This window comes from Streptomyces sp. CCM_MD2014 (assembly GCF_000772045.1).
Lineage (GTDB): Bacteria > Actinomycetota > Actinomycetes > Streptomycetales > Streptomycetaceae > Streptomyces > Streptomyces salinarius.
On record NZ_CP009754.1, the window covers coordinates 6,395,986 to 6,421,255 of the forward strand.

Annotated in this window: 24 protein-coding genes; 15 read left to right on the plus strand and 9 right to left on the minus strand. The window is 71.4% G+C overall.

Translation table 11 applies throughout. From position 1 onward, the window contains the following. The first annotated feature begins 37 nt into the window (after positions 1-37). Positions 38-763, plus strand: coding sequence for a class I SAM-dependent methyltransferase (locus tag NI25_RS28415; RefSeq protein WP_061445176.1), 726 nt, complete (start codon positions 38-40; stop codon positions 761-763). Here NI25_RS28415 and NI25_RS28420 read toward each other — a convergent pair. After that, positions 752-1,951 carry a bifunctional adenosylcobinamide kinase/adenosylcobinamide-phosphate guanylyltransferase gene (locus NI25_RS28420; RefSeq protein WP_061445177.1) on the minus strand — a complete coding sequence of 400 codons (1,200 nt, stop codon included), beginning with the start codon at positions 1,949-1,951 and terminating at the stop codon, positions 752-754. The genes NI25_RS28415 and NI25_RS28420 overlap by 12 nt on opposite strands. A 161-nt stretch (positions 1,952-2,112) precedes the next feature. Between NI25_RS28420 and NI25_RS28425 the strand changes: the two genes are divergently transcribed. Next, positions 2,113-2,349 carry a hypothetical protein gene (locus NI25_RS28425; RefSeq protein ID WP_061445178.1) on the plus strand — a complete coding sequence of 79 codons (237 nt, stop codon included), beginning with the start codon at positions 2,113-2,115 and terminating at the stop codon, positions 2,347-2,349. 47 nt (positions 2,350-2,396) lie between these two features. Here NI25_RS28425 and NI25_RS28430 read toward each other — a convergent pair whose 3' ends face one another. The 3 genes from NI25_RS28430 to NI25_RS28440 all read right to left on the minus strand — a co-directional run bounded on the left by NI25_RS28430 (position 2,397) and on the right by NI25_RS28440 (position 4,983). Continuing rightward, a complete protein-coding gene (locus tag NI25_RS28430; RefSeq protein ID WP_061445179.1) occupies positions 2,397-3,485 on the minus strand; it encodes a S1C family serine protease in 1,089 nt (362 codons plus the stop codon). A gap of 74 nt (positions 3,486-3,559) precedes the next feature. Beyond that, positions 3,560-4,261 carry a class I SAM-dependent methyltransferase gene (locus NI25_RS28435; RefSeq protein WP_061445180.1) on the minus strand — a complete coding sequence of 234 codons (702 nt, stop codon included), beginning with the start codon at positions 4,259-4,261 and terminating at the stop codon, positions 3,560-3,562. A gap of 83 nt (positions 4,262-4,344) precedes the next feature. Beyond that, complete coding sequence (locus tag NI25_RS28440) at positions 4,345-4,983, minus strand: DUF3043 domain-containing protein (RefSeq protein ID WP_061447134.1); 639 nt, start codon at positions 4,981-4,983, stop codon at positions 4,345-4,347. A 284-nt stretch (positions 4,984-5,267) separates the two neighbouring features. Here NI25_RS28440 and NI25_RS28445 point away from each other — a divergent pair, with 284 nt between their 5' ends. From NI25_RS28445 to NI25_RS28470, 6 genes are all read left to right on the plus strand, one after another. Then, the gene (locus tag NI25_RS28445; RefSeq protein ID WP_267484629.1) at positions 5,268-6,065 is read left to right on the plus strand and encodes a PspA/IM30 family protein; all 798 of its coding nucleotides are present in this window, start codon (positions 5,268-5,270) and stop codon (positions 6,063-6,065) included. Positions 6,066-6,086: 21 nt separating this feature from the next. Next, positions 6,087-6,371 (plus strand): PspA-associated protein PspAA, encoded by a 285-nt coding sequence (gene pspAA, locus NI25_RS28450; protein WP_061445182.1) that lies wholly within the window; start codon positions 6,087-6,089, stop codon positions 6,369-6,371. A 171-nt stretch (positions 6,372-6,542) separates the two neighbouring features. After that, positions 6,543-7,763 carry a sensor histidine kinase gene (locus NI25_RS28455; RefSeq protein WP_061445183.1) on the plus strand — a complete coding sequence of 407 codons (1,221 nt, stop codon included), beginning with the start codon at positions 6,543-6,545 and terminating at the stop codon, positions 7,761-7,763. Between the two features lie 35 nt (positions 7,764-7,798). After that, positions 7,799-8,482, plus strand: coding sequence for a response regulator (locus NI25_RS28460; RefSeq protein ID WP_061445184.1), 684 nt, complete (start codon positions 7,799-7,801; stop codon positions 8,480-8,482). Positions 8,483-8,662: 180 nt separating this feature from the next. Then, a complete protein-coding gene (locus tag NI25_RS28465; protein ID WP_061445185.1) occupies positions 8,663-11,788 on the plus strand; it encodes an efflux RND transporter permease subunit in 3,126 nt (1,041 codons plus the stop codon). A gap of 321 nt (positions 11,789-12,109) precedes the next feature. Next, positions 12,110-12,508, plus strand: coding sequence for a hypothetical protein (locus NI25_RS28470; protein WP_233520860.1), 399 nt, complete (start codon positions 12,110-12,112; stop codon positions 12,506-12,508). Between the two features lie 62 nt (positions 12,509-12,570). On the opposite strand, the gene nadA is transcribed toward NI25_RS28470, so the two are convergent. Then, a complete protein-coding gene (gene nadA, locus NI25_RS28475; protein WP_061447136.1) occupies positions 12,571-13,755 on the minus strand; it encodes a quinolinate synthase NadA in 1,185 nt (394 codons plus the stop codon). Between the two features lie 301 nt (positions 13,756-14,056). On the opposite strand from nadA, the gene NI25_RS28480 reads away from it, so the two are divergent. Beyond that, entirely contained in the window at positions 14,057-14,413 is a 357-nt protein-coding gene (locus tag NI25_RS28480; protein WP_030405042.1) for an iron-sulfur cluster assembly accessory protein, read from the plus strand. A gap of 111 nt (positions 14,414-14,524) precedes the next feature. On the opposite strand, the gene NI25_RS28485 is transcribed toward NI25_RS28480, so the two are convergent. Then, entirely contained in the window at positions 14,525-16,063 is a 1,539-nt protein-coding gene (locus tag NI25_RS28485) for a hypothetical protein (RefSeq protein ID WP_061445186.1), read from the minus strand. 215 nt (positions 16,064-16,278) lie between these two features. Continuing rightward, positions 16,279-16,488 (minus strand): hypothetical protein, encoded by a 210-nt coding sequence (locus tag NI25_RS28490; RefSeq protein ID WP_061445187.1) that lies wholly within the window; start codon positions 16,486-16,488, stop codon positions 16,279-16,281. Between the two features lie 132 nt (positions 16,489-16,620). On the opposite strand from NI25_RS28490, the gene NI25_RS28495 reads away from it, so the two are divergent. Next, the gene (locus tag NI25_RS28495) at positions 16,621-17,595 is read left to right on the plus strand and encodes a carbohydrate kinase family protein (RefSeq protein WP_061445188.1); all 975 of its coding nucleotides are present in this window, start codon (positions 16,621-16,623) and stop codon (positions 17,593-17,595) included. Positions 17,596-17,718: 123 nt separating this feature from the next. Here the strand turns inward: NI25_RS28495 and NI25_RS28500 are convergent, their stop codons facing one another. Further along, on the minus strand, positions 17,719-19,101 hold the full coding sequence (locus NI25_RS28500; RefSeq protein ID WP_061445189.1) for a cysteine desulfurase/sulfurtransferase TusA family protein: 1,383 nt from the start codon (positions 19,099-19,101) through the stop codon (positions 17,719-17,721). Positions 19,102-19,428: 327 nt separating this feature from the next. Here NI25_RS28500 and coxB point away from each other — a divergent pair, with 327 nt between their 5' ends. The 4 genes from coxB (at position 19,429) to NI25_RS28520 (ending at position 23,921) form a co-directional block, all read left to right on the plus strand. Continuing rightward, positions 19,429-20,388: a cytochrome c oxidase subunit II gene (gene coxB / locus NI25_RS28505; RefSeq protein ID WP_061445190.1), complete on the plus strand. Its 960-nt coding sequence runs from the start codon at positions 19,429-19,431 to the stop codon at positions 20,386-20,388. Then, complete coding sequence (gene ctaD / locus NI25_RS28510; RefSeq protein WP_061445191.1) at positions 20,385-22,121, plus strand: cytochrome c oxidase subunit I; 1,737 nt, start codon at positions 20,385-20,387, stop codon at positions 22,119-22,121. Before coxB ends, ctaD begins: the two co-directional genes overlap by 4 nt. After that, positions 22,118-22,516, plus strand: coding sequence for a cytochrome c oxidase subunit 4 (locus tag NI25_RS28515; protein WP_061445192.1), 399 nt, complete (start codon positions 22,118-22,120; stop codon positions 22,514-22,516). The genes ctaD and NI25_RS28515 overlap by 4 nt, the downstream gene beginning before the upstream one ends. Before the next feature lie 130 nt (positions 22,517-22,646). Next, on the plus strand, positions 22,647-23,921 hold the full coding sequence (locus tag NI25_RS28520; RefSeq protein WP_061445193.1) for a L,D-transpeptidase: 1,275 nt from the start codon (positions 22,647-22,649) through the stop codon (positions 23,919-23,921). A gap of 105 nt (positions 23,922-24,026) precedes the next feature. Here the strand turns inward: NI25_RS28520 and NI25_RS28525 are convergent, their stop codons facing one another. Further along, complete coding sequence (locus NI25_RS28525) at positions 24,027-24,428, minus strand: hypothetical protein (RefSeq protein WP_061445194.1); 402 nt, start codon at positions 24,426-24,428, stop codon at positions 24,027-24,029. Positions 24,429-24,626: 198 nt separating this feature from the next. On the opposite strand from NI25_RS28525, the gene NI25_RS28530 reads away from it, so the two are divergent. After that, positions 24,627-25,247: a cytochrome c oxidase subunit 3 gene (locus NI25_RS28530; protein ID WP_003976664.1), complete on the plus strand. Its 621-nt coding sequence runs from the start codon at positions 24,627-24,629 to the stop codon at positions 25,245-25,247. Positions 25,248-25,270: the final 23 nt, after the last annotated feature.

The window sequence follows — 25,270 nt, forward strand, 5'->3', positions numbered from 1 at the left end:
CCCCTCGTACGCGCTCGTCTCGTGTCGGGAGCCGCCCGTGTCCGGACCCTCCGCCCCCTCGGTGCCTCCCGTTCCTCCGTACGGGCCGTACCGCCAGGACTGCCCCTGGTGCGGTTCGCGGCGGCTGCGGGCCCGGCTGCGCGGCGAGGGGCCGCGGCAGGGCGCACCCCACCGGTCGCCGATCGAGCGGTGTGCCGACTGCCGGCACGTCTTCCGGAACCCGCCGCTCGCGCACGGCACCGAACACCCCCTGGTCCGGGCCGGTGTGCGGGTGCGGCACGGCCTGGCCGCGCGTGCGATGGCCCGCCACTGCCCCGAGCCCGAGAGCTGGCTGGACGTCGGCACCGGGGACGCCGACTTCCCGCTGACCGCCCGTGCGCACTTCCCGTACACCTCGTTCGACGGCCTCGATCCCACCCATCGCGTGCTGCGGGCCCGCGCGGTGGAGCGGGTGGAGGAGGCGTTCGTCGGGCGGCTGACCGATCATCACATCGCGGTCCGGCTGCGGGAGCGCTACGACGTCGTCAGCCTCTTCCAGTACCTGGAGCGCGTCGCCGACCCGCGCGCCGAACTGCGGGGCGCGCTGCGGGTGCTGCGGCCCGGCGGGCACCTGCTCGTCGACGTGGCCGACCCGCGCCGGCTGTTCCCCGTCCACGCCGTCGGGCTGAACGCCGAACTCGTGGCCCAGGGCTGCACCGTCCTCACCGGCGCCCGTGCCCACCGCGTCATCGCGCGCAAGGACGCCCCGGCCTCAGCCGCGTAGCACCAGCGCCTGGCCCGCCACCACGAGCAGCACCTGCTCGCACTCGGCGGCGAACGCCGCGTTCAGACGGCCGAGTTCGTCGCGGTAGCGGCGGCCGGAGGCGGTGGCCGGGACGATGCCCGAGCCGACCTCGTTCGACACCGCCACCAGCGTGCGACGGGTGGCGCGGACCGCCTCCGTCAGCTCCCGGACCCGGTCCCGGAGCGCCCGTTCACCGCCGTCGGCCCACTCCGCGTCGTCCCACGCGCCGACCGCGTCCATCGCGTCCGTCAGCCACAGGGACAGGCAGTCGACGAGGAGGGGCGGGCCCTCGTCCTTCAGGAGGGGGACCAGGTCGCACGTCTCGGCGGTCCGCCACGAACCGGGGCGGCGTTCCCGGTGCGCGCTCACCCGGGCCGCCCATTCGGTGTCGCCGTTCCGGGAGCCGCCGGTGGCGACGTAGAGGACGTCGGGAAAGGACTCCAGCCGGCGTTCCGCCTCCACCGACTTGCCCGACCGGGCGCCGCCCAGCACGAGGGTGCGCCGCGGTACGTCGGGCACGTCCTCGTACGAGCCCACCGCCAGCGTCGTGCCGTCCGGCACCGCCCGCGCGCCGGCCGCCGCGAGCCGTCGTCTCAGCTCCCGGCCCGGCGGCACGTCGTGGTCCAGGTGGACGGCGACGACGTCCGTCGTCGGGCCCGCCGCACCCACCGCCCGCAGTCTCGCCAGCGCGTCCGGCCGCCCCACGACGTCCGCGAGGACCAGGTCGTACGGCTCGGACGGCGCCTCGAGACCCGCCGGGGCGCCGCCGGGCGGCACGTACAGGAGCCGCCCGCCGTCCGGTCCCGTCACCGCGTACCCGGTACCCGGCGCGTCCAGCGCCACCGCCCGCACCCGGTGCCCGGTCAGCAGCGCCAGCTCCCGCCCGTCCGGCACCCGGCCCGGCTGCGGCAGCCCGGCCGGCACCTCCACGGCGGGACCGTCGTGCGGGTGGGAGAGCAGCACCTGCCGTACGCCGGCCAGGGAGCGCCCCGCCCGGGCCGCGGCGAACGCGGCGCCCGGCGTCAGGTCGAGCAGCAGCGCACCGTCCACCAGCAGCGCGGTCGCCGCACGCGCGTCCTCGCCCTGCGCCGCGGCACAGGCCGCGCAGGGACAGTCGGGGCGGGGCAGTCCCGCGGGGGCACCGGTGCCGAGCAGAGTCACGTCCACGCACCGATTTTCCCCGGTCGCCCGGCGACGTGCGCGCCCGAGTCCCCCGAGGGACGTGCGACGCCTTCTACGGTGCGCCCGCGTCAGCGCATAGGCTGCGGGCGGGGGCCGGACCATGATCCGGCTTCCGCTCTGCATGTGCTCACATCTGGGAGGCGTACATGGCGGCATGGACGTGGCGGTTCGAAACGGCCGGCGGGACGGAGGTCCAGCCCGCGGTGGAGCCGGAGGAGTTCACCACCCAAGGGGACGCCGAGTCCTGGATCGGGGAGCACTGGAAGGACCTCCAGGAGGGCGGCGCCGACCAGGTGCGGCTCTTCGAGGACTCCACGGAGATCTACGGCCCGATGAGCCTGCACGCCGAGGAGGCGGAGGCCGAGGCGGGGTCCGAGGCCTGAGGGCCGGGGTCCGGGGCTCCTGGGCGGGCGGGGGCGGGTTGCCCCCGTCACTGCTCGCCCAGCGTCACCTCGGCGGTGTGTTCGTCGCCGTCCCGGGTGTACGTCACCTTCGTCCGGTCGCCCGGCCGCATCGACGCCAGCGCCTCGGACAGCGAGGTGATGGTGGTGATGCCGGTGTTCCCGAGCTTCACGATGACGTCCCCGGGCCGCAGCCCCGCCTCGTCGGCGGCCCCGCCGTCGCTCACCTCGACGACGGCCACACCGGCCGGCCGGTAGCCGTCGTCGACGACCGTCCGGGCGGTGATGCCCAGCGCGGCCCGGCCCGAGTCGGTGACCTTGCCGTCCTTGACGATCTGACCGGCCACCGTCGTCACCATCGACGCCGGGATCGCGAACCCGATGCCGGGTGCCGCGCTGTCGCCGAGACCCGGGTCGGTCGCCGCCAGCGTCGGGATGCCGATCACCTGCCCGTCCAGGTTCACCAGGGCGCCCCCGCTGTTGCCGGGATTGATGGCCGCCGACGTCTGCACCATGTTGCCGATGGTCGCACCCGTGCCGCCCCCGCTGCTGCCCTCGGTGACCGTCCGCCCCGTCGCCGACACGATGCCCTGCGTCACGCTGGAGGACAGGCCGAGCGGCGAACCCATCGCCAGCACGATCTGCCCGACCTCGACCTTCGAGGAGTCCCCGAAACGGGCCGCCTTCATGCCGTCGGGCACCCGGTCCAGCTTGATCACGGCCAGGTCCTGCTCCGGGTAGGAGGAGACGAGCTTCGCACCCAGGGCGCCCTCGTTGCGGGCCGTCGTCACCCGGAAGGACTTGCCGTCCCCGACGACGTGCGCGTTGGTCACGACGTGCCCCTTGTCGTCGTACACGATCCCGGAACCCAGCGAGTCGCCCGCCTGGATCTGCACCACCGACGGCAGTACGTCCTTGATCACCCGTTCGTAGTCGGCCTGCAGATCGCCGGCCGCGCGCTGCGCCGCCGCCTGTGCCGTGTCGCCCTCCCGTGCGTTCCCCGAGCCCCGCCCGGTCCCCGAACCGGCGTCGGAACAGCCGCCCAACAGCAGCACGGAGCAGGCCAGGACGGCGATCGGAGCGAGCAGCCGGGACAGACGGGCGCGGGAAGTGTCCATGGCCCGAGTCTCACCGCGCCCCGGGCACCCGGCCCCCGGTGAACACCCGAACGGGCGAAGCCCGGGCGGTGGCCCTAGCCCCGCACCCCGCACAGGTGGAGCAGCGCCGCGACCGAGCGGTACGGGTCGGTCCGGCCGGCCCGCTCCTCGGCGGCCAGCAGGGCCTCGAGGTCGTCGGGCGGCGTGGCCGTGTCGGGTGCCGTGTCCGTGAAGACCCGTACGCCGTACCAGGTGTGCAGCGGGGCGCCGATGCCCGCGAGCTTCGCCGTCAGCGTCGCCAGCCGGTCCGCGCGGACGTCGAGGCCCAGGCGGTCGCGGTAGCTGACGGTGTCGAAGGCGGCCAGCGCCCCCGCCCAGTCGCCGTGCAGGCCGGGGCGCAGCGCGAGCGCGTCGCCGTTGCGCACCACCAGTGACAGCAGGCCGCCGGGCGCCAGCATCCGGGCCAGGCCCGCGAGCAGCGGATCGGGCTCCTCGACGTACATGAGCACGCCGTGGCACAGCACCACGTCGAAGCTGCCGGGCAGGAAGTGCACACCGGTGTCCCGGCCGTCGCCCTCCACGATCCGCATCCGCTCCCGGATGCCCTCCGGCTGCCCCGCCAGCGCCTCCCGCGCGGCCGCGATCATCGTCGCGTCCCGCTCCACGCCGGTCACCTGGTGCCCGGCCCGGGCCAGCCGCAGCGCCTGGGCGCCCCGGCCCATCCCGACGTCGAGCACGCGCAGCCGCCTGCCCACGGCGAAGCGCCCGGCTATCTGCTCGTCCAGCTGCCGGGCCACCAGCTCCTGCCGTACGACGCCTCGAAGCCCGGACAGCCCCGCTGTCCAGGCTTCGGCCGCGCCCCCGGCGAACGGCGTCGTGCTCAGGGCCGCTCCCCGCGCTTGACCTGCGGCTTGGGCAGCCGGAGCCGACGCATCTGGAGGGAACGCATCAGGGCGTAGGCGACCGCGCCGCGCCTGCGCTCGTCCGGGAAGCGCTCGGCGAGCCGCTTCTTGAGCCGGAAGCCGGTGACGATCGAGTCCAGCACGATCAGCACGATCACGACCAGCCAGAGCAGCAGCGCGATGTTCTGCAGCGAGGCCACCCGGATCATGCTCAGCACGAGGATGATCACGGCCATCGGCAGGAAGTACTCCGCGATGTTGAACCGCGAGTCGATGAAGTCGCGCGCGAACCTGCGGACCGGGCCCTTGTCACGGGCCGGGAGGTACCGCTCGTCGCCCTTGGCCAGCGCCTCGCGCTGCCGCGCCATCGCGGTCCGCCGCTCCTCGCGCTGCCGCTTGGCGGCGTCCTTGCGCGTCATCGGCGTGTTGGCGACGCTGCGGCGCTGGGACTGGGCCGCACTGCGCTTGGGCGTGGGCCTTCCCTTGGGGGCCTGCGGGTCACGGGGCTGCTTGGAGTCGGTCACCGGCGCACTGACGGCGCTCTGGGCCTTCTCATCCTTGGCACGGCTACGGAACACAAAACCCAAGGGTACGGGGTGCCGGGGTGTGGACCCCAGCCCGGTGGGGAACGATCCGGCAACGCCGGACGTCTGTAAGGGGACAGAGCGGAAGTACGGAGCGGATGGTGCGTACGGCCCCGGACACCCGGACTTTCCGGACAACCCTGGGAAGCACCTACTCCCTGCGCCGGACGGGGAACGTACGCAGTCGTCCTTGGGGATGAGCGCATCCGTCCCCGAACAGTGCGGTAATGGATGCAGGGCCCGTACTGTGGGTTCTGTTGCAGTCGCTGGAGCTGGAGTCGGTCAGAAGGGGGCGCGCGAAGCCCATGAGCGGTGTCATGAAGCGTATGGGGATGATCTTCCGCGCGAAGGCCAACAAGGCCCTTGACCGGGCCGAGGACCCGCGCGAGACCCTCGATTACTCGTACCAGAAACAGCTGGAGCTGCTGCAGAAGGTGCGCCGCGGCGTCGCCGACGTGGCCACCAGCCGCAAGCGCCTGGAGCTGCAGCTCAACCAGCTCCAGTCCCAGTCGGGCAAGCTGGAGGACCAGGGCCGCAAGGCGCTCGCGCTGGGCCGCGAGGACCTGGCCCGCGAGGCGCTCTCCCGCCGCGCCGCGCTCCAGCAGCAGGTCACCGACCTGGAGACGCAGCACGCCACGCTGCAGGGCGAGGAGGAGAAGCTCACCCTCGCGGCCCAACGCCTCCAGGCCAAGGTGGACGCCTTCCGTACGAAGAAGGAGACCATCAAGGCCACCTACACGGCGGCCCAGGCGCAGACCCGCATCGGCGAGGCGTTCTCCGGCATCTCCGAGGAGATGGGCGACGTCGGCCTGGCCATCCAGCGGGCCGAGGACAAGACCGCCCAGCTCCAGGCCCGGGCCGGTGCCATCGACGAGCTGCTCGCCTCCGGCGCCCTCGACGACCAGTCCGGCATGCACAAGGACGACATCCAGGCCGAGCTGGACCGGCTCTCCGGTGGTACGGATGTAGAGCTGGAACTGCAGCGCATGAAGGCCGAGCTGGCCGGGGGCTCCACCTCCGACCGCCAGGCCATCGAGGGCGGCCAGGGTCAGGGGCAGACCTCGTCGCAGTCCCAGCAGCAGCCGCAGGACACCCCGCGCTTCGACAAGCAGTAGTGCACGCCTAGGAGGGCCGACATGATCGTACGGATCATGGGGGAGGGACAGCTGAAGCTGGCCGACGGCCGGCTCACCCAGCTGAACGAGCTGGACGACGAACTCCTCGCCGAGATGGAGAACGGCGACGGCCCCGGCTTCCGCGCGACCCTCCAGGCCCTCCTGGCCAAGGTCCGCGAACTGGGCGACCCGCTCCCCGACGACGCCCTGGAGCCCTCCGACCTCATCCTCCCGTCCCCGGACGCCACCTTGGAGGAGGTCCGGGAGCTCCTGAGCGACGACGGGCTCATTCCGGGCGGGGCCTGAGGCCGGACGGTGCCTCGCTGACGCCGGTCGGAACATCCAGCCCGTCCGGCGTTCGAGGACGAGGCCCGTCCAGGGCCGAAGCGGGGGTCCGGGGGGCGCAGCCCCCGGCAGGACGCCCACTGCATGCGGGCCCCTCATGAGACACGCCCACTCCAGCTACCGTAAAAAACCGTGAGCACCCTCGCCCGCGCCCGCTGCACCATCGGCGCCCACCCCTCCGCCCTGGACGCCACCCTCGCCGCGGCCGTCCTGGTCTGCATGGTCGCCGGCTCCTTCGTGGACCCGCACGGCCCGGAAGGCGTCAGCTGGGGCCTGCGCACCCCCGACGCGCTCAGTCTCGCCCTCATGACCGTCGGCGCCGCCGCGCTCGCCTTCCGCCGCCGGGCGCCGATGGCGGTGCTCGCCGTCACCGGCTGCGTCTCCGTCGTCGAGAGCGTCACCGGCGACCCGCGCGCCCCCGTCGTCATGTCCGCCGTGGTCGCCCTCTACACCGTCGCCGCCTCCACCGACCGGCCCACCACCTGGCGGGTCGGCCTGCTCACGATGACGGTGCTCACCGGCGCCGCCATGCTGGCCGGTCCTCTGCCCTGGTACGCGCAGGAGAACCTCGCCGTCTTCGCCTGGACGGGCATCGGCGCCACCGCCGGGGACGCCGTCCGCAGTCGCCGGGCCTTCGTGCAGGCCATCCGCGACCGGGCGGAGAAGGCCGAGCGCACCCGGGAGGAGGAGGCGCGCCGCCGCGTCGCCGAGGAGCGGCTGCGCATCGCCCGCGACCTCCACGACGTCGTCGCCCACCACATCGCCCTGGTCAACGTGCAGGCCGGGGTCGCCTCGCACGTCATGGACCGGCGGCCCGACCAGGCCAAGGAGGCGCTCGCCCACGTACGGGAGGCCAGCCGCTCCGCGCTGGACGAGCTGCGCGCCACCGTCGGCCTGCTCCGCCAGTCCGGAGACCCGGAGGCACCGACCGAGCCCGCCCCGGGCCTGGCCCGCCTCGACGAACTCGTCGGCACCTTCCACCACGCCGGGCTGCGGGTCGAGGTGGCCCGCACCGACCAGGGCACCGAGCTGCCCGCCGCCGTCGACCTGGCCGCGTACCGGATCATCCAGGAGGCGCTGACCAACGTGCAGAAGCACGCGGGGCGGCAGGCGAAGGCCGAGGTCAGCGTCGTCCGGGTCGGCCCGAACATCGAGGTGACCGTGCTCGACGACGGAGCGGGCGAGGGCGAGGCCCCGGACACCCCCGTGGAGGGCGGCGGGCACGGGCTGCTCGGCATGCGCGAGCGCGTCACCGCCGTGCGCGGCACCCTCACCACCGGTCCCCGCTACGGAGGCGGTTTCCGTGTGCATGCGATCCTTCCGGTCAAGAGCCGCACCGATGCCGCCACCTAAGCCACCCAAGCCACCGAAGCCACGGGGGACCCCGTATGACGATCCGTGTCCTGCTCGCCGACGACCAGGCGCTGCTGCGCAGCGCCTTCCGGGTGCTGGTCGACTCCGAGCCCGACATGGAGGTGGTGGGGGAGGCGTCCGACGGCGCGGAGGCGGCCCGGCTGGCCGCCGAACGGCGGGCCGACGTGGTGCTGATGGACATCCGGATGCCGGGCACCGACGGCCTCGCCGCCACCCGCATGATCAGCGCCGACCCGGCCCTCGCCCATGTCCGCGTGGTCATACTGACCACCTTCGAGGTCGACGACTACGTGGTGCAGTCGCTGCGGGCCGGCGCCTCCGGGTTTCTCGGCAAGGGCTCGGAGCCCGACGAGCTGCTCAGCGCGATCCGCGTCGCGGCCGGCGGCGAGGCGCTGCTGTCGCCGGCCGCCACCAAGGGGCTGATCGCCCGCTTCCTCGCCCAGCAGGGCACGGACGACGAGGAACGCGACCCGGCCCGCGCCGAGCGCCTCGAGTCGCTGACCGTGCGCGAGCGAGAGGTGCTGGTCCAGGTGGCCGGCGGGCACTCCAACGACGAGATCGCCGAGCGTCTCGAGGTCAGCCCGCTCACCGTGAAGACCCACGTGAACCGGGCCATGGCCAAGCTGGGCGCCCGCGACCGCGCCCAACTGGTCGTCATCGCGTACGAATCCGGGCTGGTACGTCCAAGGGTGGAGTGAGTGCCGCCCGCGTGTACTGCGGAGGGAGTAGGCGCGGGATAAGGAAATGGACCTGGGGCCTAGGGATGCGGGGCCCCGCATGGCTCAGGGTGTTGGGGTGGGCGCTCACGTGTGTCGCCCGCGCCCGGCGCTGCCATGTGCCCCGTCCCCCGCTCGGCCACAGAAGAGAGACCCTGATCCATGTCCTGGCTGTCGAGATTCAGCCTCGCGCAACGGGCCCTGATAGGGCTGATGTCGATCGTCGCGCTCGTCTTCGGCGCGATCGCCATCCCCCAGCTCAAGCAGCAGCTGCTGCCCACCATCGAACTGCCCATGGTGTCGGTGCTGGCCCCGTACCAGGGTGCCTCGCCGGACGTGGTCGAGAAGCAGGTCGTCGAGCCGATCGAGGACAGCCTCGAGGCCGTCGACGGGATCTCGGGCGTCACCTCCACGGCCAGTGAGGGCAACGCCGTCATCATGGCGTCCTTCGACTACGGCCCCAACACCCAGCAGCTCGTCGCCGACGTCCAGCAGGCCGTGAACCGGGCCCGCGCCCAGCTCCCGGACGACGTGGACCCGCAGGTCATCTCCGGCTCGACCGACGACATCCCGACCGTCGTCCTCGCCGTCACCTCGGACAAGGATCAGCAGGCGCTGGCCGACCAGCTCGACAAGACGGTCGTCTCCGAGCTGAAGGACATCGACGGTGTCGCCCAGGTCGTGGTGGACGGCGTCCGCGACGTCCAGGTCACGGTCACGCCGGACCCGGCGAAGCTGGCCGCGGCCAAGGTGAGCCCGCAGGTGCTCGCCCAGTCCCTCCAGGCGGGCGGCGCGACCGTCCCCGCCGGCTCCTTCGACGAGGCGGGCGCCAACCGCACCGTCCAGGTCGGCGGCGGCTTCACCTCGGTCGAGCAGATCCGGGACCTCATGGTCACCGGCGAGGGCGTCGACGAGCCGGTCCGCCTCGGCGACGTCGCCACCGTCAAGGAGGAGGAGGCCAAGGCCGACTCCCTCACCCGCACCAACGGCAAGCCGTCCCTCGCGGTCGCCGTGACGATGGACCACGACGGCAGCGCGGTCTCCATCTCGAACGCCGTCGAGGACAAGCTCCCCGACCTGCGCGAGCAGCTCGGCTCCGGCGCGACCCTCACCGTCGTCAGCGACCAGGGCCCGGCGGTCTCCAAGGCGATCTCCGGCCTGACCACCGAGGGCGGGCTCGGCCTCCTCTTCGCCGTGCTGGTCATCCTGGTCTTCCTGGCGTCGATCCGCTCCACCCTGGTCACCGCGGTCTCCATCCCGCTGTCCGTGGTGCTGGCGCTGATCGTCCTGTGGACGCGCGACCTGTCGCTCAACATGCTGACGCTGGGCGCGCTGACCATCGCCATCGGCCGCGTCGTCGACGACTCGATCGTGGTCCTGGAGAACATCAAGCGGCACCTCGGCTACGGCGAGGAGCGCAAGGACGCCATCCTGAGCGCCGTCCGCGAGGTCGCCGGGGCGGTCACCTCGTCCACGCTCACCACGGTCGCCGTGTTCCTGCCGATCGGTCTGGTCGGCGGCATGGTCGGCGAGCTGTTCGGTTCCTTCAGCCTCACCGTCACCGCGGCGCTGCTCGCGTCCCTGCTGGTGTCCCTGACGGTCGTCCCGGTCCTCTCGTACTGGTTCCTGCGGCCCCCCAAGGGCACGCCGGAGGACGCGGCCGAGGCCCGCAGGCTGGCCGAGGAGAAGGAGGCCAAGAGCCGCCTGCAGCGCTTCTACGTCCCCGTCCTGCGCTTCGCCACCCGCCGCCGGCTGATCAGCGTGGCCATCGCGGTCGTCGTACTGCTCGGCACGTTCGGCATGGCGCCGCTGCTGAAGACCAACTTCTTCGACCAGGGCGAGCAGAAGGTCCTCAGCGTCAAGCAGGAGCTGAAGCCCGGCACCAGCCTCGGCGCGACCGACGAGCAGGCCGAGAAGGTCGAGAAGCTGCTCGGCGAGACGGAGGGCGTCAAGGACTACCAGGTCACCATCGGCTCGTCCGGCTTCATGGCCGCCTTCGGCGGCGGCACGGACACCAACCAGGCCTCGTACCAGGTCATGCTGGAGGACTCGGCGTCCTACGAGGACGTCCAGGACCACATCGAGGAAGGACTGGCGAAGCTCGGCGACGGCATCGGCACGACCACCATCGCCGCCGGTGACGGCTTCGGCAGCCAGGACCTGAGCGTCGTCGTCAAGGCGGCCGACGCGCAGGTGCTCCGCGAGGCCTCCGAGCAGGTCCGCAAGACCGTCGCCGGCCTCGACGACGTCACCGACGTCACCAGCGACCTGGCGCAGAGCGTCCCGCGCATCTCGGTCAAGGCCAACGCGAAGGCCGCCGAGGCCGGCTTCACCGACCAGACCCTCGGCGCGGCCGTCGCCCAGGCGGTGCGCGGCACCCCGGCGGCCAAGGCGACCCTGGACGACACCGAGCGCGACGTCGTCATCAAGTCGGCCCAGCCGGCCACCACGACGGCCGAGCTGAAGGCGCTGAACCTCGGCGCGGTGAAGCTCGGTGACATCGCCACCGTGCGGCTGGTGGACGGCCCGGTCTCGATGACCCGCATCGACGGTCAGCGCGCGGCCACCATCACGGCCAAGCCGACCGGCGACAACACCGGCGCGGTCAGCGCGGACCTCCAGTCCGAGATCAACGGCCTGGACCTGCCGGCCGGCGCCACCGCCGAGATCGGCGGCGTCACGGCCGACCAGGACGAGGCCTTCGTCAACCTGGGCCTCGCCATGCTCGCGGCGATCGCCATCGTCTTCATGCTGCTGGTCGGCACCTTCCGGTCGCTGGCCCAGCCGCTGATCCTGCTGGTGTCCATCCCGTTCGCGGCGACCGGCGCGATCGGCCTGCTGGTCGCCACGGGCACCCCGATGGGCGTCCCCGCGATGATCGGCATGCTGATGCTGATCGGCATCGTGGTCACCAACGCCATCGTGCTGATCGACCTGATCAACCAGTACCGCAAGCAGGGCTACGGCGTCGTCGAGGCCGTCGTCGAGGGCGGCCGTCACCGCCTGCGCCCCATCCTCATGACGGCCCTGGCGACGATCTTCGCCCTCCTGCCGATGGCGCTGGGCGTCACCGGCGAGGGCGGCTTCATCGCCCAGCCGCTGGCCGTGGTCGTCATCGGCGGCCTGATCACCTCGACCCTGCTGACCCTCCTCCTGGTCCCGACCCTCTACGCGATGCTGGAGCTCCGCAAGGAGCGCCGCGCGAAGAAGCGGGCCGCGAAGAAGGGCGGCGGCGGGGTGCCGCCGCAGGCGGCAGCGTCGGACGAGCCGGAGCCGGCTCAGGTCTAGCGAGCCGCAGAGGGCCCCATGGGTGCTCCCGCCGAGCCGCGGGAGCACCCGGCAACCGAACGGCCCGTCCCGGGAAGCACCCTGGGACGGGCCGTTCGCCGTTCACCACCGGTGGTGGACGCTTGGACGCTTCACCTTGGAAAAGGTTGTAGTGGGAGCTGGGAGAAGTCGTATGGGATTACGCACACCCTGAAGCCGTGACGGCCGCGGAGCCGCATTCGCTTGGTGGTGTGGAGGAGGGGAGGGCCTCCGCCACGGCATCGAGTGGAGGGGGTTGAACCCATGGCCGACGTGGGTGAACGCACGCCAAGTGCTCAGGAGATGCGGATGAGGGCAGCGGCCTTCGTCCGGCGCGTCGGCAAGCGCGGCAGGCTTCCGCTCGACTACTCCGTGGCCAGTCTCCGGGTCGCCGACTTCCTGCTCGACGGACTGCGCAGGAGCGGTGCGGAAGAGGCGCGGGGCGGTGAGGTGCTGCTCGATCTGGGAGCGTACGTGGGCGAGGTGCTCGTACGTCGGGCGGGCGCGACGTGGATCGACTTCGATGCGGACCAGCAGGCGTACTTCGGGCAGTCGGTCGGCGTGCGGATGCCGGACGGGCGGGTGTGGAACCCCCTGGGCAAGGTCCGCAACTGCTTCGCGGCGGGCAGCGCCCAGGAGTCGTTGCGCACCTTCTACCTGACGTTGCACGGCAGGGCGCGCGGCCGTCGGCCTGCCGCCTGACGGGGCGCCCCGCCCGGCACCGCGGTGGCGGGCCGGGCGGGGCGTACACGCGCAGGGCACGGTTACGGCAGCGCCAGCATCCGTTCCAGGGCCAGCTTCGCGAAGGCCTCCGTCTCCTTGTCGACCTCGATCCGGTTGACCAGAGTGCCCTCGGCCAGCGACTCCAGCGCCCAGACCAGGTGCGGGAGGTCGATGCGGTTCATGGTCGAGCAGAAGCAGACCGTCTTGTCGAGGAAGACGATCTCCTTGTCCTCGGCGGCGAAACGGTTCGCCAGCCGGCGGACCAGGTTCAGCTCGGTGCCGATGGCCCACTTGGAACCGGCCGGGGCCGCCTCCAGGGCCTTGATGATGTACTCGGTCGAGCCGACGTAGTCCGCCGCCGCGACGACCTCGTGCTTGCACTCGGGGTGCACCAGGACGTTCACACCCGGAATGCGCTCGCGCACGTCGTTGACCGAGTCGAGGCTGAAGCGGCCGTGCACCGAGCAGTGGCCCCGCCACAGGATCATCTTCGCGGCGCGCAGCTCCTCGGCCGTCAGCCCGCCGTTCGGCCGGTGCGGGTTGTAGACGACGCAGTCCTCCAGGGACATGCCCAGGTCCCGCACCGCGGTGTTGCGGCCGAGGTGCTGGTCGGGCAGGAAGAGAACCTTCTCGCCCTGCTCGAAGGCCCAGTTCAGGGCCCGCTCGGCGTTGGAGGAGGTGCAGATGGTGCCGCCGTGCTTGCCGGTGAACGCCTTGATGTCCGCCGACGAGTTCATGTACGACACCGGCACGACCTGCTCGGCGATCCCGGCCTCGGTCAGCACGTCCCAGCACTCGGCGACCTGCTCGGCGGTGGCCATGTCCGCCATGGAACAGCCGGCCGCCAGGTCGGGCAGGACCACCTTCTGGTCGTCCGAGGTCAGGATGTCGGCCGACTCCGCCATGAAGTGCACACCGCAGAAGACGATGTACTCCGCCTCCGGACGCGCCGCCGCGTCCCGGGCCAGCTTGAAGGAGTCGCCCGTGACGTCGGCGAACTGGATGACCTCGTCGCGCTGGTAGTGGTGACCGAGCACGAAGACCTTGTCGCCGAGCTTCTCCTTGGCCGCACGGGCCCGCGCGACCAGGTCCGGGTCGGAGGGCGAGGGCAGGTCGCCGGGGCACTCCACACCGCGCTCGCTCCTCGGGTCGGCCTCGCGGCCGAGCAGCAGGAGGGCGAGGGGCGTCGGCTGAACGTCGAGCTCCTGGGGTTGGGCGGTGGTCACGACACGCACCCTTTCTACGTTTCGGTCGACCCTTTTCGTCGATTTGACGTTATCTATCATAACCGGTTCACGTCACTTTGACGATGCCCATAGTGTCGGTGTGACGTGAATCCCGGGCGTCCGAGCCGCCGTCCCCGCGCCGTTGGCAGCCGCCGTCCACAGCCGCTGACCGTCGGCGGGGGCGTGTGCGAGCATGAAGGGGACGCCGAGGCAAAGACTCGGCCGTGCCCGGAATGAATCCGCGGCTCCGTCGGTTGACACCGTCGGCAAGCAGTCTCCGTACAACCCGGGAGAGATGTAGATGTCCGTATCGGACGAGACCACCACCGTCACCGACGGCATCATCCTGACCGACGCCGCCGCGGCCAAGGTCAAGGCCCTGCTCGACCAGGAAGGCCGTGACGACCTGGCGCTGCGCGTCGCCGTCCAGCCCGGCGGCTGCTCCGGCCTGCGTTACCAGCTCTTCTTCGACGAGCGTTCGCTCGACGGTGACGTGGTGAAGGACTTCGGCGGCGTCAAGGTCACCACCGACCGCATGAGCGCCCCCTACCTCGGCGGCGCCACCATCGACTTCGTGGACACGATCGAGAAGCAGGGCTTCACGATCGACAACCCGAACGCGACCGGCTCCTGCGCCTGCGGCGACTCCTTCAGCTGACAGCCGACGGCCGACGGCCGATTCGCGCGGCGCCGAAGTGCGAGAAGGGCGGCGGCCCGGGATTCGTCCCGGGCCGCCGCCCTTCCGTCACGCCCGTGCTCCGTGTGGGCGTCACCGGCCCCCGGACGGAGCGGGCAGTCGCGCGCCCGGCTTGTGCACCGGGACGTCCTTGCCGTCCGAGCCCACCACCGTCCGGTCACCGAGCGGCTCGTCGAGCCGCACCGTCCGCTCGTACTCCTTCGCGATCAGGATGCAGACCTTGTCCGGATGCGGGGTCTCGGTCACCGTGACGGTCACCTTCCCGTCGCTCTCCTTCGCCTTCGCGTCGTAGTCGGAGCACACCCCGCCGGTGAAGTGCACGGTCAGTTCGCCGTCGGCGGCCGTGTAGCCGCTCACCCGCACGTCCCGGGGCTCCCCGGGCTTCGAGTCCGGCCCGTCGGACGGGACGGGGGAGGCGGGCGAGGCCGGGGAGGCCGTCGTCAGGTACCGCGGGTCGACCGCCGGGTACGTGACCGTGACGGCGTCGTCCGCGCCCGGTGCCCGCACCTCGAACAGCCAGGACGGCACCAGCGTCTGCCGCCCCCGCACCGGATGCGCGGCCAGCCCGAACACCGCGTCCTCGACGGTGGCGACCTGCTTCCCGCCCGCCCCGGGCTTCTCCGGCGTGCCGGTCGGCAGCGCGCAGGGCAGGTCCGCCCCGTCCTGATGCGGTACGGGAGTCGCACAGCCGCCGATGCCCCCGGCCCCGGTGCCGGCACCCGGCGCGTTCAGCAGCGCCAGTGTCTCCTCGGCGTCCAGGACGGGATACGTGTCCCCCTTGACCGGTGCCTTCATCTGACCGCTGCCGCCGACCACCTCGCCCAGCGCGCCGACGACCACCCCGGTCGTCCAGCCGTACGTGGGCAGCCCGCCCACCTCCGGTGCCGCGTTCACGGCCCGCCGGGCGCCCATCACCTGGCTCGCGTCCAGCTTGGCGTCGTCCTGGCCCAGCGCCTTCAGCACCGGTGCCGCCGCCTTCTTCGCGGCAGCCTCGCCCACCGGGTTCCCGTCGGCCGACGGGGCCTTGCACTCGGCGCCCTTCTTGCAGTTGTCCGTGCGGGGCGTGTACCGGTGGAAGGCCCAGGTGCCCGGCGCCTGCCGGTCCACCGTGAGCAGCGGGCCCGAACCGTCCTTCGCGTTGCCGACCTTCCACGCACCGCCCTGGACCCGGGGCGCGCCCTCCAGCCCCAGCGCCTCGGCCAGCCGTGCCACCTCGGTCTCGGTGACGTCGCCCTTCGCCCGGTACACGGGCGCCGAACCGGGGCCCTCGGGGAGCGGCCCGTCGGCGCGGTAGGTGACGCCGTACGGGTCGGGTTCGCCGGGCGCGATGCCGTTCGAGCCGCCCTCGGGGGACGCCGCGTCGTAGTCGTCGAGGGGGAGCGGCGGGGGAGTGCCGTCGCCCGGAGCCGGGTCCGCGCCGGACGACGTACCGCCGTCCGTGTCGTCCCCGGCGGCGGACGTGGCCAGGTAGGCGCCGCCGCCCCCCATGATCAGCACGGCGGCGGCGACCGACGCGACCGCGACCGACCGGGGTCGCCGCCGCGCGGGACGCCCGGTGCCCGCCTCCTCGTCGGCGGCGGCGTCGTCGTTGTCGGGTCGCTCGGTGTTCACCGCATCGCTCCTTCGGCTGCTGCTGGGGACAGCGATGGGACGCGGTGGACCGGGATCCGGTTCCCGGTGACGGCACACGTCGCCCGGACGGCCCCCGCAGAGTCACTCGAACGGCCGCCGTGCCACCCGCACGGCCCCGTGCCGCGCCCGACTGGCCTCGTGCCGCCCGACCGGCCTAGTGCCACCCGGAACGCGCCGGAGCCGCCCCCCGGCGCTCAGTCGCCGTAGTCCGACATCGCCTTCAGCAGCCGGGCCGACGCCGGCGGCACCCGCACGCCGTGGATGAGGGCGAGCGGCACCGGCCGGACGGAGGCGTCGGCAGGCGCCGACCAGCGCGGAGTCATCCGGGCGCAGTCACCGCGCAGCGACGCCAGGTCGCCGTCCAGGTCGGCCGGGGCGGGGTCGGCGGTCCTCAGGTTCGTCATGACAGAACCGTAGGCACGTCCCGTCCCGCGGAGAAAGTCGTACTACCGGGTAGTTTCGCCTGCTTCAGCCTGGCCGCGCCGCCGGGTAGCGTGAACCGTCAACCCGCCTCCCCTCAGGAGAGAGTCCACGCCGTGCGCATCGCAGTCACCGGCTCCATCGCCACCGACCACCTCATGACCTTCCCCGGCCGCTTCTCCGACCAGCTCGTGGCGGACCAGTTGCACACGGTCTCGCTCTCCTTCCTGGTCGACCAGCTGGACGTACGCCGGGGCGGCGTCGCCGCGAACATCGCCTTCGGCATGGGCCAGCTCGGCACCCGGCCGATCCTGGTCGGCGCGGCCGGCGCGGACTTCGACGAGTACCGGGCCTGGCTGGACCGGCACGGCGTCGACACCGGCTCGGTCCGCATCTCCGAGACCCTGCACACCGCCCGCTTCGTCTGCACCACCGACGCCGACCACAACCAGATCGGCTCCTTCTACACGGGGGCGATGAGCGAGGCCCGCCTCATCGAGCTCAAGACCGTCGCCGACCGCGTGGGCGGCCTGGACCTGGTCTCCATCGGCGCCGACGACCCGGAGGCGATGCTCCGGCACACCGAGGAGTGCCGCACCCGGTCGATCCCCTTCGCCGCGGACTTCTCCCAGCAGATCGCCCGGATGAACGGCGACGAGATCCGGATACTGCTGGACGGGGCGACCTACCTCTTCTCCAACGAGTACGAGAAGGGGCTCATCGAGACCAAGACCGGCTGGACGGACGAGGAGATCCTCGGGCGCGTCGGCCACCGCGTCACCACCCTCGGCGCGCGGGGCGTGCGCATCGAGCGGGCGGGCGAGGAGACCATCGAGGTCGGCGTCCCCGACGAGGAGCGCAAGGCCGACCCCACCGGTGTCGGCGACGCCTTCCGGGCGGGGTTCCTGTCGGGGCTGGCCTGGGGCGTCTCCCTGGAGCGGGCGGCGCAGGTCGGCTGCATGCTGGCGACGCTCGTCATCGAGACGGTGGGGACGCAGGAGTACCAGTTGCGGCGCGGGCACTTCATGGAGCGGTTCACGAAGGCGTACGGGGACGAGGCGGCGGGGGAGGTCCAGGCGCACCTGGGCTGAAACCGAGGTTGCGCCTGCTCGACTGCCCTGCGGCGGGCGCGTTGTCGCGTGCGGGTGCGTGGGGGCTGGTCGCGCCCACGCGGCGGAGCCGCACATCGACACAGCCCCGCGCCTCCGGGTGGCCTACCTGATCCGGCGGACCAGGTAGGCCGTTCCTCTCTCGGCCTCCTCCTCGCCCGCGTACTCCTGGCCCCGCATCTCGCACCACGCCGGGATGTCCAGGCGGGCCGCCTCGTCGTCGGAGAGGACGCGGACGGTGCCGCCGACGGGGACGTCGCCGATGACCTTGGCCAGTTCGATCACCGGAACGGGGCAGCGCCGGCCCAGCGCGTCCACGACGAGGTCGGGGCCGGCCGCACGGACGGTCTCCGTCGCGGCCGGCGCCCCCAGCTTCTCGCGCACCGCGGCCACCGTGCCCGGCAGCACCTCCAGGAACCGTTCGACGTCCTCGGCCGAGGCCCCCGGCGGCAACGACACCCGGACGTTGCCCTCGCTGAGTACCCCCATCGCCTTCAGGACGTGGCTCGGCGTCAGCGTGCTGCTCGTGCAGGACGATCCGGACGAGACCGAGAAACCGGCACGGTCCAGCTCGTGCAGCAAGGTCTCTCCATCGACATAGAGACACGAGAAGGTGACGACGCCGGGCAGCCGGCGCGCCGGATCGCCGACCACCTCCACGTCCGGCACCAGGGCCGGCACCCGGGCCCGGATCCGCTCCGTCAGCTCCCGCAGCCGGGCCGCCTCCGCCGCCGCCTCGGCCCGCACCGCCCGCAGCGACGCCGCCGCGGCCACGATCGCCGGCAGGTTCTCGAAACCGGGCGCCCGCCCCGACTCCCGCTCGTCCCCGGGCCCTTGCGGTGCGAACCGGACACCCTTGCGTACGGCGAGCAGCCCCACCCCCGAGGGCCCGCCCCACTTGTGCGCGCTGCCGGTGAGCAACGACCAGTCGCCCCCGACCCGCCCCCAGCCCAGCGACTGGGCCGCGTCCACCAGCAGCGGCACGCCTGCCGCCTGGCAGGCCCCCGCCACCTCCGTCACCGGCTGTTCCGTGCCCACCTCGTGGTTGGCCGACTGGAGACAGGCCAGCGCCGTGTCCTCGCGCAGGGCCGCCGCGTACGCCGCGGGATCCACCGCGCCCGTGCGGTCCACACCCACCTGCGTGAGACTCCCGCCGCCGGCCTCGTGCGCCTCGGCCGCGTGCAATACGGAGGAGTGTTCGACCGCTGACACGATCAGGTGCCTTCCGACGCGCCGCCGCCCGGCCAGCGCACCCGCCACCCCTGAATGCACCGCCCGCGTCCCCGAAGGGGTGAACACCAACTCGTCCGCCCGGCACCCCACGCACTCGGCCGCCGCCTCCCGGGCGGCGTCCAGCAGCAACCGCGCCCGACGCCCTTCCCGGTACAGCCGAGCGGGATCGGCCCACCCCTCGTCGAGAGACGCCAACAGCGCCTGCCGGGCAACGGGATGGAGGGGAGCAGCGGAAGCAGCATCGAAGTAGGCCACACAGCAACGCTAGAACGTCCGGTGCGGGAGCGCCCCAAAGGGGCGCGGGGCTGTGACACGTGCGGCTCCGCCGCGCGGGCGCGACAAGCCGCGACGCACCGTCAGCCGCCGAACAACCCCCGCTCCCGTCCCCGTAGGCGCCCCCATCCCACCCTTAAGGAGTGACCCCCGGCGCGTATGCCACCCTCCCCGCGACCCCCCGGAGGGCGTCGGCTAGGGTTTGGTCCGCATAAACATCAAACCCCTGCCCGACGCAGGGCGGCGACCGACCAGCGAGAAGGCAGGCCGCAGCCAACCGCGCGGGCGAGACTCTCGGGAAGGCGCTACGTGAGTCCCAACGGCTCCGACCGCTCGCCGCGGCGCCCGATGCGGCGGAAGCTGCTGCAGGCACTGACCGCGGGCCTGGTCCTGGCGACCGCCACCGGTTGCACATACGAGGACTTCCCCCGCCTCGGCATGCCCACCCCAACCACGGAAGAGGCTCCGCGGATCCTCTCCCTGTGGCAGGGCTCCTGGGCTGCCGCGCTGGCCACCGGCGTGCTGGTGTGGGGCCTGATCCTGTGGAGTGTCTTCTTCCACCGGCGCAGCCGCACCAAGGTCGAGGTCCCTCCGCAGACCAGGTACAACCTGCCCATCGAGGCGCTGTACACCATGGTTCCGCTCGTCATCGTCTCGGTGTTGTTCTACTTCACCGCTCGTGACGAGTCCGATCTCATGAGCCTCAACAAGAAGCCCGACCTCACGGTCAACGTGGTCGGCTTCCAGTGGAGCTGGTGCTTCAACCACATCGAGGACGTCCCGGGCTCCACCGGCGACGCCAAGACCTCCAAGGAACTGGCCGGCATCCCGGACCGGTTCGTCGAGGACTTCCCGGCCAACGCCGGCGGTGTCTACGACTGCGGTACCCCCGGCACGCGGAACCCGCAGACCAACAACCCGGGCCCGACCCTCTGGCTCCCCAAGGGCAAGACGGTCCGCTTCGTCCTGACCTCGCGTGACGTCATCCACTCCTTCTGGGTGGTGCCGTTCCTCATGAAGCAGGACGTGATTCCGGGCCACACCAACGCCTTCGAGGTGACCCCCAACAAGGAGGGGACCTTCCTGGGCAAGTGCGCCGAGCTGTGCGGCGTGGACCACTCCCGGATGCTGTTCAACGTCAAGGTCGTCTCCCCGGAGCGCTACGAGCAGCACCTCCAGGACCTCGCGAAGAAGGGGCAGACCGGTTACGTTCCCGCGGGCATCGCTCAGACGAGCCACGAGAAGAACCGGGAGACGAACAACCTGTGAGCATCCTCAACGAACCCCAGGGTGCCTCGGCAGCGGAGGACTCGTACGAGAACGAGCTGCCGGTACGGCGCAAGCAGCCCGGCAACGTCGTGGTGAAGTGGTTGACGACCACCGACCACAAGACGATCGGCACGTTGTATCTGGTGACGTCGTTCGCGTTCTTCGTGATCGGCGGCGTGATGGCGCTGTTCATGCGTGCAGAGCTGGCCCGGCCCGGTCTGCAGATCATGTCGAACGAGCAGTTCAACCAGGCGTTCACGATGCACGGCACGATCATGCTGCTGATGTTCGCGACGCCGCTGTTCGCGGGCTTCGCGAACTGGATCATGCCGCTGCAGATCGGCGCGCCGGACGTCGCCTTCCCCCGGCTGAACATGTTCGCCTACTGGCTGTACCTGTTCGGCTCGCTCATCGCGGTGGGCGGGTTCCTGACCCCGCAGGGCGCGGCCGACTTCGGCTGGTTCGCCTACTCGCCGCTGTCGGACGCGGTGCACTCGCCGGGCATCGGGGGTGACCTGTGGATCATGGGTCTGGCCTTCTCCGGCTTCGGCACCATCCTCGGCTCGGTCAACTTCATCACCACGATCATCTGCATGCGCGCGCCGGGCATGACCATGTTCCGCATGCCGATCTTCACCTGGAACGTCCTGCTGACCGGTGTGCTGGTCCTGCTGGCCTTCCCGGTGCTGGCCGCGGCCCTGTTCGCGCTGGAGGCCGACCGCAAGTTCGGTGCCCACATCTTCGACTCGTCCAACGGCGGCGCGTTGCTGTGGCAGCACCTGTTCTGGTTCTTCGGGCATCCAGAGGTGTACATCATCGCGCTGCCGTTCTTCGGCATCGTCAGTGAGATCATCCCGGTCTTCTCCCGCAAGCCGATCTTCGGCTACATGGGTCTGATCGGCGCGACGATCGCGATCGCGGGCCTGTCGGTGACGGTGTGGGCCCACCACATGTACGTCACGGGCGGCGTGCTCTTGCCGTTCTTCTCCTTCATGACCTTCCTGATCGCGGTCCCGACCGGTGTGAAGTTCTTCAACTGGATCGGCACCATGTGGAAGGGATCACTCAGCTTCGAGACGCCGATGCTGTGGTCCACCGGCTTCCTGATCACCTTCCTCTTCGGTGGTCTGACCGGTGTCATCCTCGCTTCGCCGCCGCTGGACTTCCACGTGTCCGACTCGTACTTCGTGGTGGCGCACTTCCACTACGTGGTGTTCGGCACCGTGGTGTTCGCGATGTTCGCCGGCTTCCACTTCTGGTGGCCCAAGTTCACCGGCAAGATGCTCGACGAGCGCCTCGGCAAGATCACGTTCTGGACGCTGTTCGTCGGCTTCCACGGCACCTTCCTCGTCCAGCACTGGCTGGGCGCCGAGGGCATGCCCCGCCGCTACGCCGACTACCTGGCCGCAGACGGCTTCACCGCCCTGAACACGATCTCGACGATCAGCTCGTTCCTGCTCGGCATGTCGCTGCTGCCGTTCTTCTACAACATCTGGAAGACGGCCAAGTACGGCAAGAAGATCGAGGTGGACGACCCCTGGGGCTACGGCCGTTCGCTGGAGTGGGCGACCTCCTGCCCGCCGCCGCGGCACAACTTCCTCACGCTGCCGCGCATCCGCAGTGAATCCCCCGCTTTCGACCTGCACCACCCCGAGATCTCCGCGCTGGACCAGCTGGAGAACGTCGGTCACGGTGAGAAGGCCCTCGCCGACGGCAAGGAGGCCGGGAAGTGAAGATCCAGGGCAAGATGTTCATCTGGTTGAGCGTCTTCATCCTCGCCGTGGCGATCGTCTACGGCTACTGGTCCAAGGAGCCGGCCGGTACCACGGCCCTCTTCCTGGCCTTCGGCCTGGCCATCATGATCGGCTTCTACCTCGCCTTCACGGCGCGGCGGGTCGACGTGGGCGCGCAGGACAACACGGAGGCGGACGTCGCGGACGACGCCGGCGAGGTCGGGTTCTTCAGCCCGCACAGCTGGCAGCCGCTGGCGCTCGCCATCGGCGGTGCCTTCGCCTTCATGGGCATCGCCCTCGGCTGGTGGCTGATGTACTTCTCGGCACCGATCCTGCTGATCGGTCTGTTCGGCTGGGTCTTCGAGTACTACCGCGGTGAGAACCGCACCCAGTAGCACGCGCCGTGCCCGAAGGGGCCCGGACACTCCGTCAGGGGTGTCCGGGCCCCTTCGTCTGTCGTACCGCCGCTCACTCGTCCGGCTTATCCACCGTGCCGCCGTTGACGTCTCTCCTTAGCGTGAGCTCATGAGCAACACGGTTCACTTCCAGGCGCGGGGGCGTACGGTCGTCGGCTGCACCCTGCTGGTGATCGCCCTCGGCGCGAGCGTCACCGCCTGCAGCGGCGACGCCGACCACCCGCTGTCCGCCACCCCCTACGACGCGGCCGGCCAGATCTCCTTCAACGGCCCCACGGACGCCGGGAAGAAGGCCGATCCGGACAAACCCCTGGAGGTGGTCGCCGAGGGCGCGGACGGCCGCATCACGGACGTCACAGCCGTGGACGCGACCGGACGCTACGTCGCGGGCGAGCTGTCCGCCGACGGCGCCCGCTGGCACAGCACCTCACCCCTGGCCGCCAACGCCAGCTACACGGTGCGCGTCAGCACCGAGGACGGCGACGGGGCGCCCGGCCGCAAGGTGCTCACCTTCGAGACCGGCAAGCCCGGCGCCAAGAAGGCCCTGGACGTCGTCTTCGGGCCCAAGGCGGGCGCGTACGGCGTCGGCCAGCCCGTCACGGCGGAACTCAGCCAGCCGGTCAAGGACCCGGCCCAGCGGGCCATAGTGGAGCGCGCCCTGAAGGTGGACTCCACGCCCGCGGTGAAGGGCGCCTGGTACTGGGTGGACGACAAGAAGCTCCACTACCGGCCCGAGGACTACTGGCCCGCCCACGCCACCATCCAGGTCCACAGCACCCTCGACGGGATCAAGATCGGCGACCGGATGTGGGGCGGCAAGGCCAAACCCCTGAAGATCACCACGGACGACCGCGTCGTCGCCGTCACCGACGCCGCCGCGCACACGCTGACCGTCTACCAGGACGGCGAGGCGATCCGGGAGATCCCGGTCACCACCGGCAAACCCGGCTTCGAGACCCGCAACGGCGTCAAGGTCGTCCTCGGCAAGGAATCCTTCGTACGCATGCGCAGCAGCACCGTCGGCATCGCCGAGGGCTCCTCGGAGTCGTACGACCTGCCGGTCTACTGGGCCACCCGCGTGACCTGGAGCGGCGAGTACGTGCACGCCGCCCCCTGGTCCGTCGGCTCCCAGGGCATCGCCAACGTCAGCCACGGCTGCGTCGGCATGAGCACCGACGAGGCGGAGTGGTTCTTCAACACCGTCCAGGAGGGCGACCTCGTCGAGGTCGTCAACTCCGGCGGCGAAACGATGGAACCCTTCGGCAACGGCTTCGGCGACTGGAACATGGACTGGACCAAGTGGCGCACCGGCAGCGCCCTGACGGGCACCGGCAACGCGTCGAACAACCAGGACACGGCAAGGCTGCGGCCGACGGCGGTGTAGCGCCCCGAAAGGGGCGCGGGGCTGTGTCGACATGCGGCTCCGCCGCGTGGGCGCGATCAACCCCCACCGGCCGGCAGCCGCCGAACAACCTCGAGAACCGAGCTTTCAGGCGCTCTGCAGCCTCTTCTCCCGCAGCAGCGAAGCCAGCGCACCCGCGAACTCCACCGGCTCCACCGGCGCCGTCACCGCCGCCTCCGCCCGGCTCCAGGTCGCCAGCCACGCGTCCTGCGGCCGTGCGATGAGCAGCAGCACCGGCGGGCACTGGAAGACCTCGTCCTTGATCTGGCGGCACATGCCCATGCCGCCCATGGGCACGGCCTCGCCGTCCAGGACGCAGACGTCGATCCCGCCCTTGTCCAGCTCCTTGAGCACGGCGGCCGGGGTCGCGCACTCCACGAACTCGACCACGGGCACGTCCGGAGCCGGCCGGCGGCCGGTCGCGAGCCGCACCTGTTCGCGGGTGTTGGAGTCGTCGCTGTAGACCAGCACGGTGGCGGTCGCCTGCATGCTTCCTCCGATACGCGGTGAGACCGGTGAAGGCTGTCGTAGCCCGTTGGGGCGGATGCTACTCCCTCGAACGCCCCGTCAGCACTGCTTCGGACAGGGCTTCGACGGGCCGTTCGATGGGCCATCCGGGCCGTACAAGCAGGGGGAACACACCGAACGGCACCCCCCGGGGTGAGGGCGGGATAAGCGACCGACATAATGTCGGTCGTGGCGACAGCAACGACAGTAGAAACCGGGCACGCGCACCCGTCGGTCAACCGGCCGAACCTCACCAGCGTCGGAACCATCATCTGGTTGAGTTCCGAGCTGATGTTCTTCGCGGCCCTCTTCGCGATGTACTTCACCCTGCGATCGGTGACCGGCCCGGACTTCTGGTCCGAGAAGGCCGACGCGCTGAACATCCCGTTCTCCGCGACGAACACCACGATCCTGGTGCTCTCCTCCCTCACCTGCCAGCTCGGCGTGTTCGCGGCCGAGCGCGGGGACGTGAAGAAGCTCCGGATGTGGTTCATCGTCACCTTCGTGATGGGTGCGATCTTCATCGGCGGTCAGGTGTTCGAGTACACCGAGCTGGTCAAGCACGAGGGCATCTCGCTCTCGTCGGACCCGTACGGCTCGGCGTTCTACCTGACCACCGGCTTCCACGGACTGCACGTGACGGGCGGACTGATCGCCTTCCTGCTGGTCCTCGGCCGCACCTACGCGGCCCGGAGGTTCACCCACGAGCAGGCGACCGCCGCCATCGTCGTGTCCTACTACTGGCACTTCGTCGATGTGGTCTGGATCGGCCTGTTCGCCACGATCTACCTGATCAAGTAGTCGCGGCACGCACCCGCGCAATA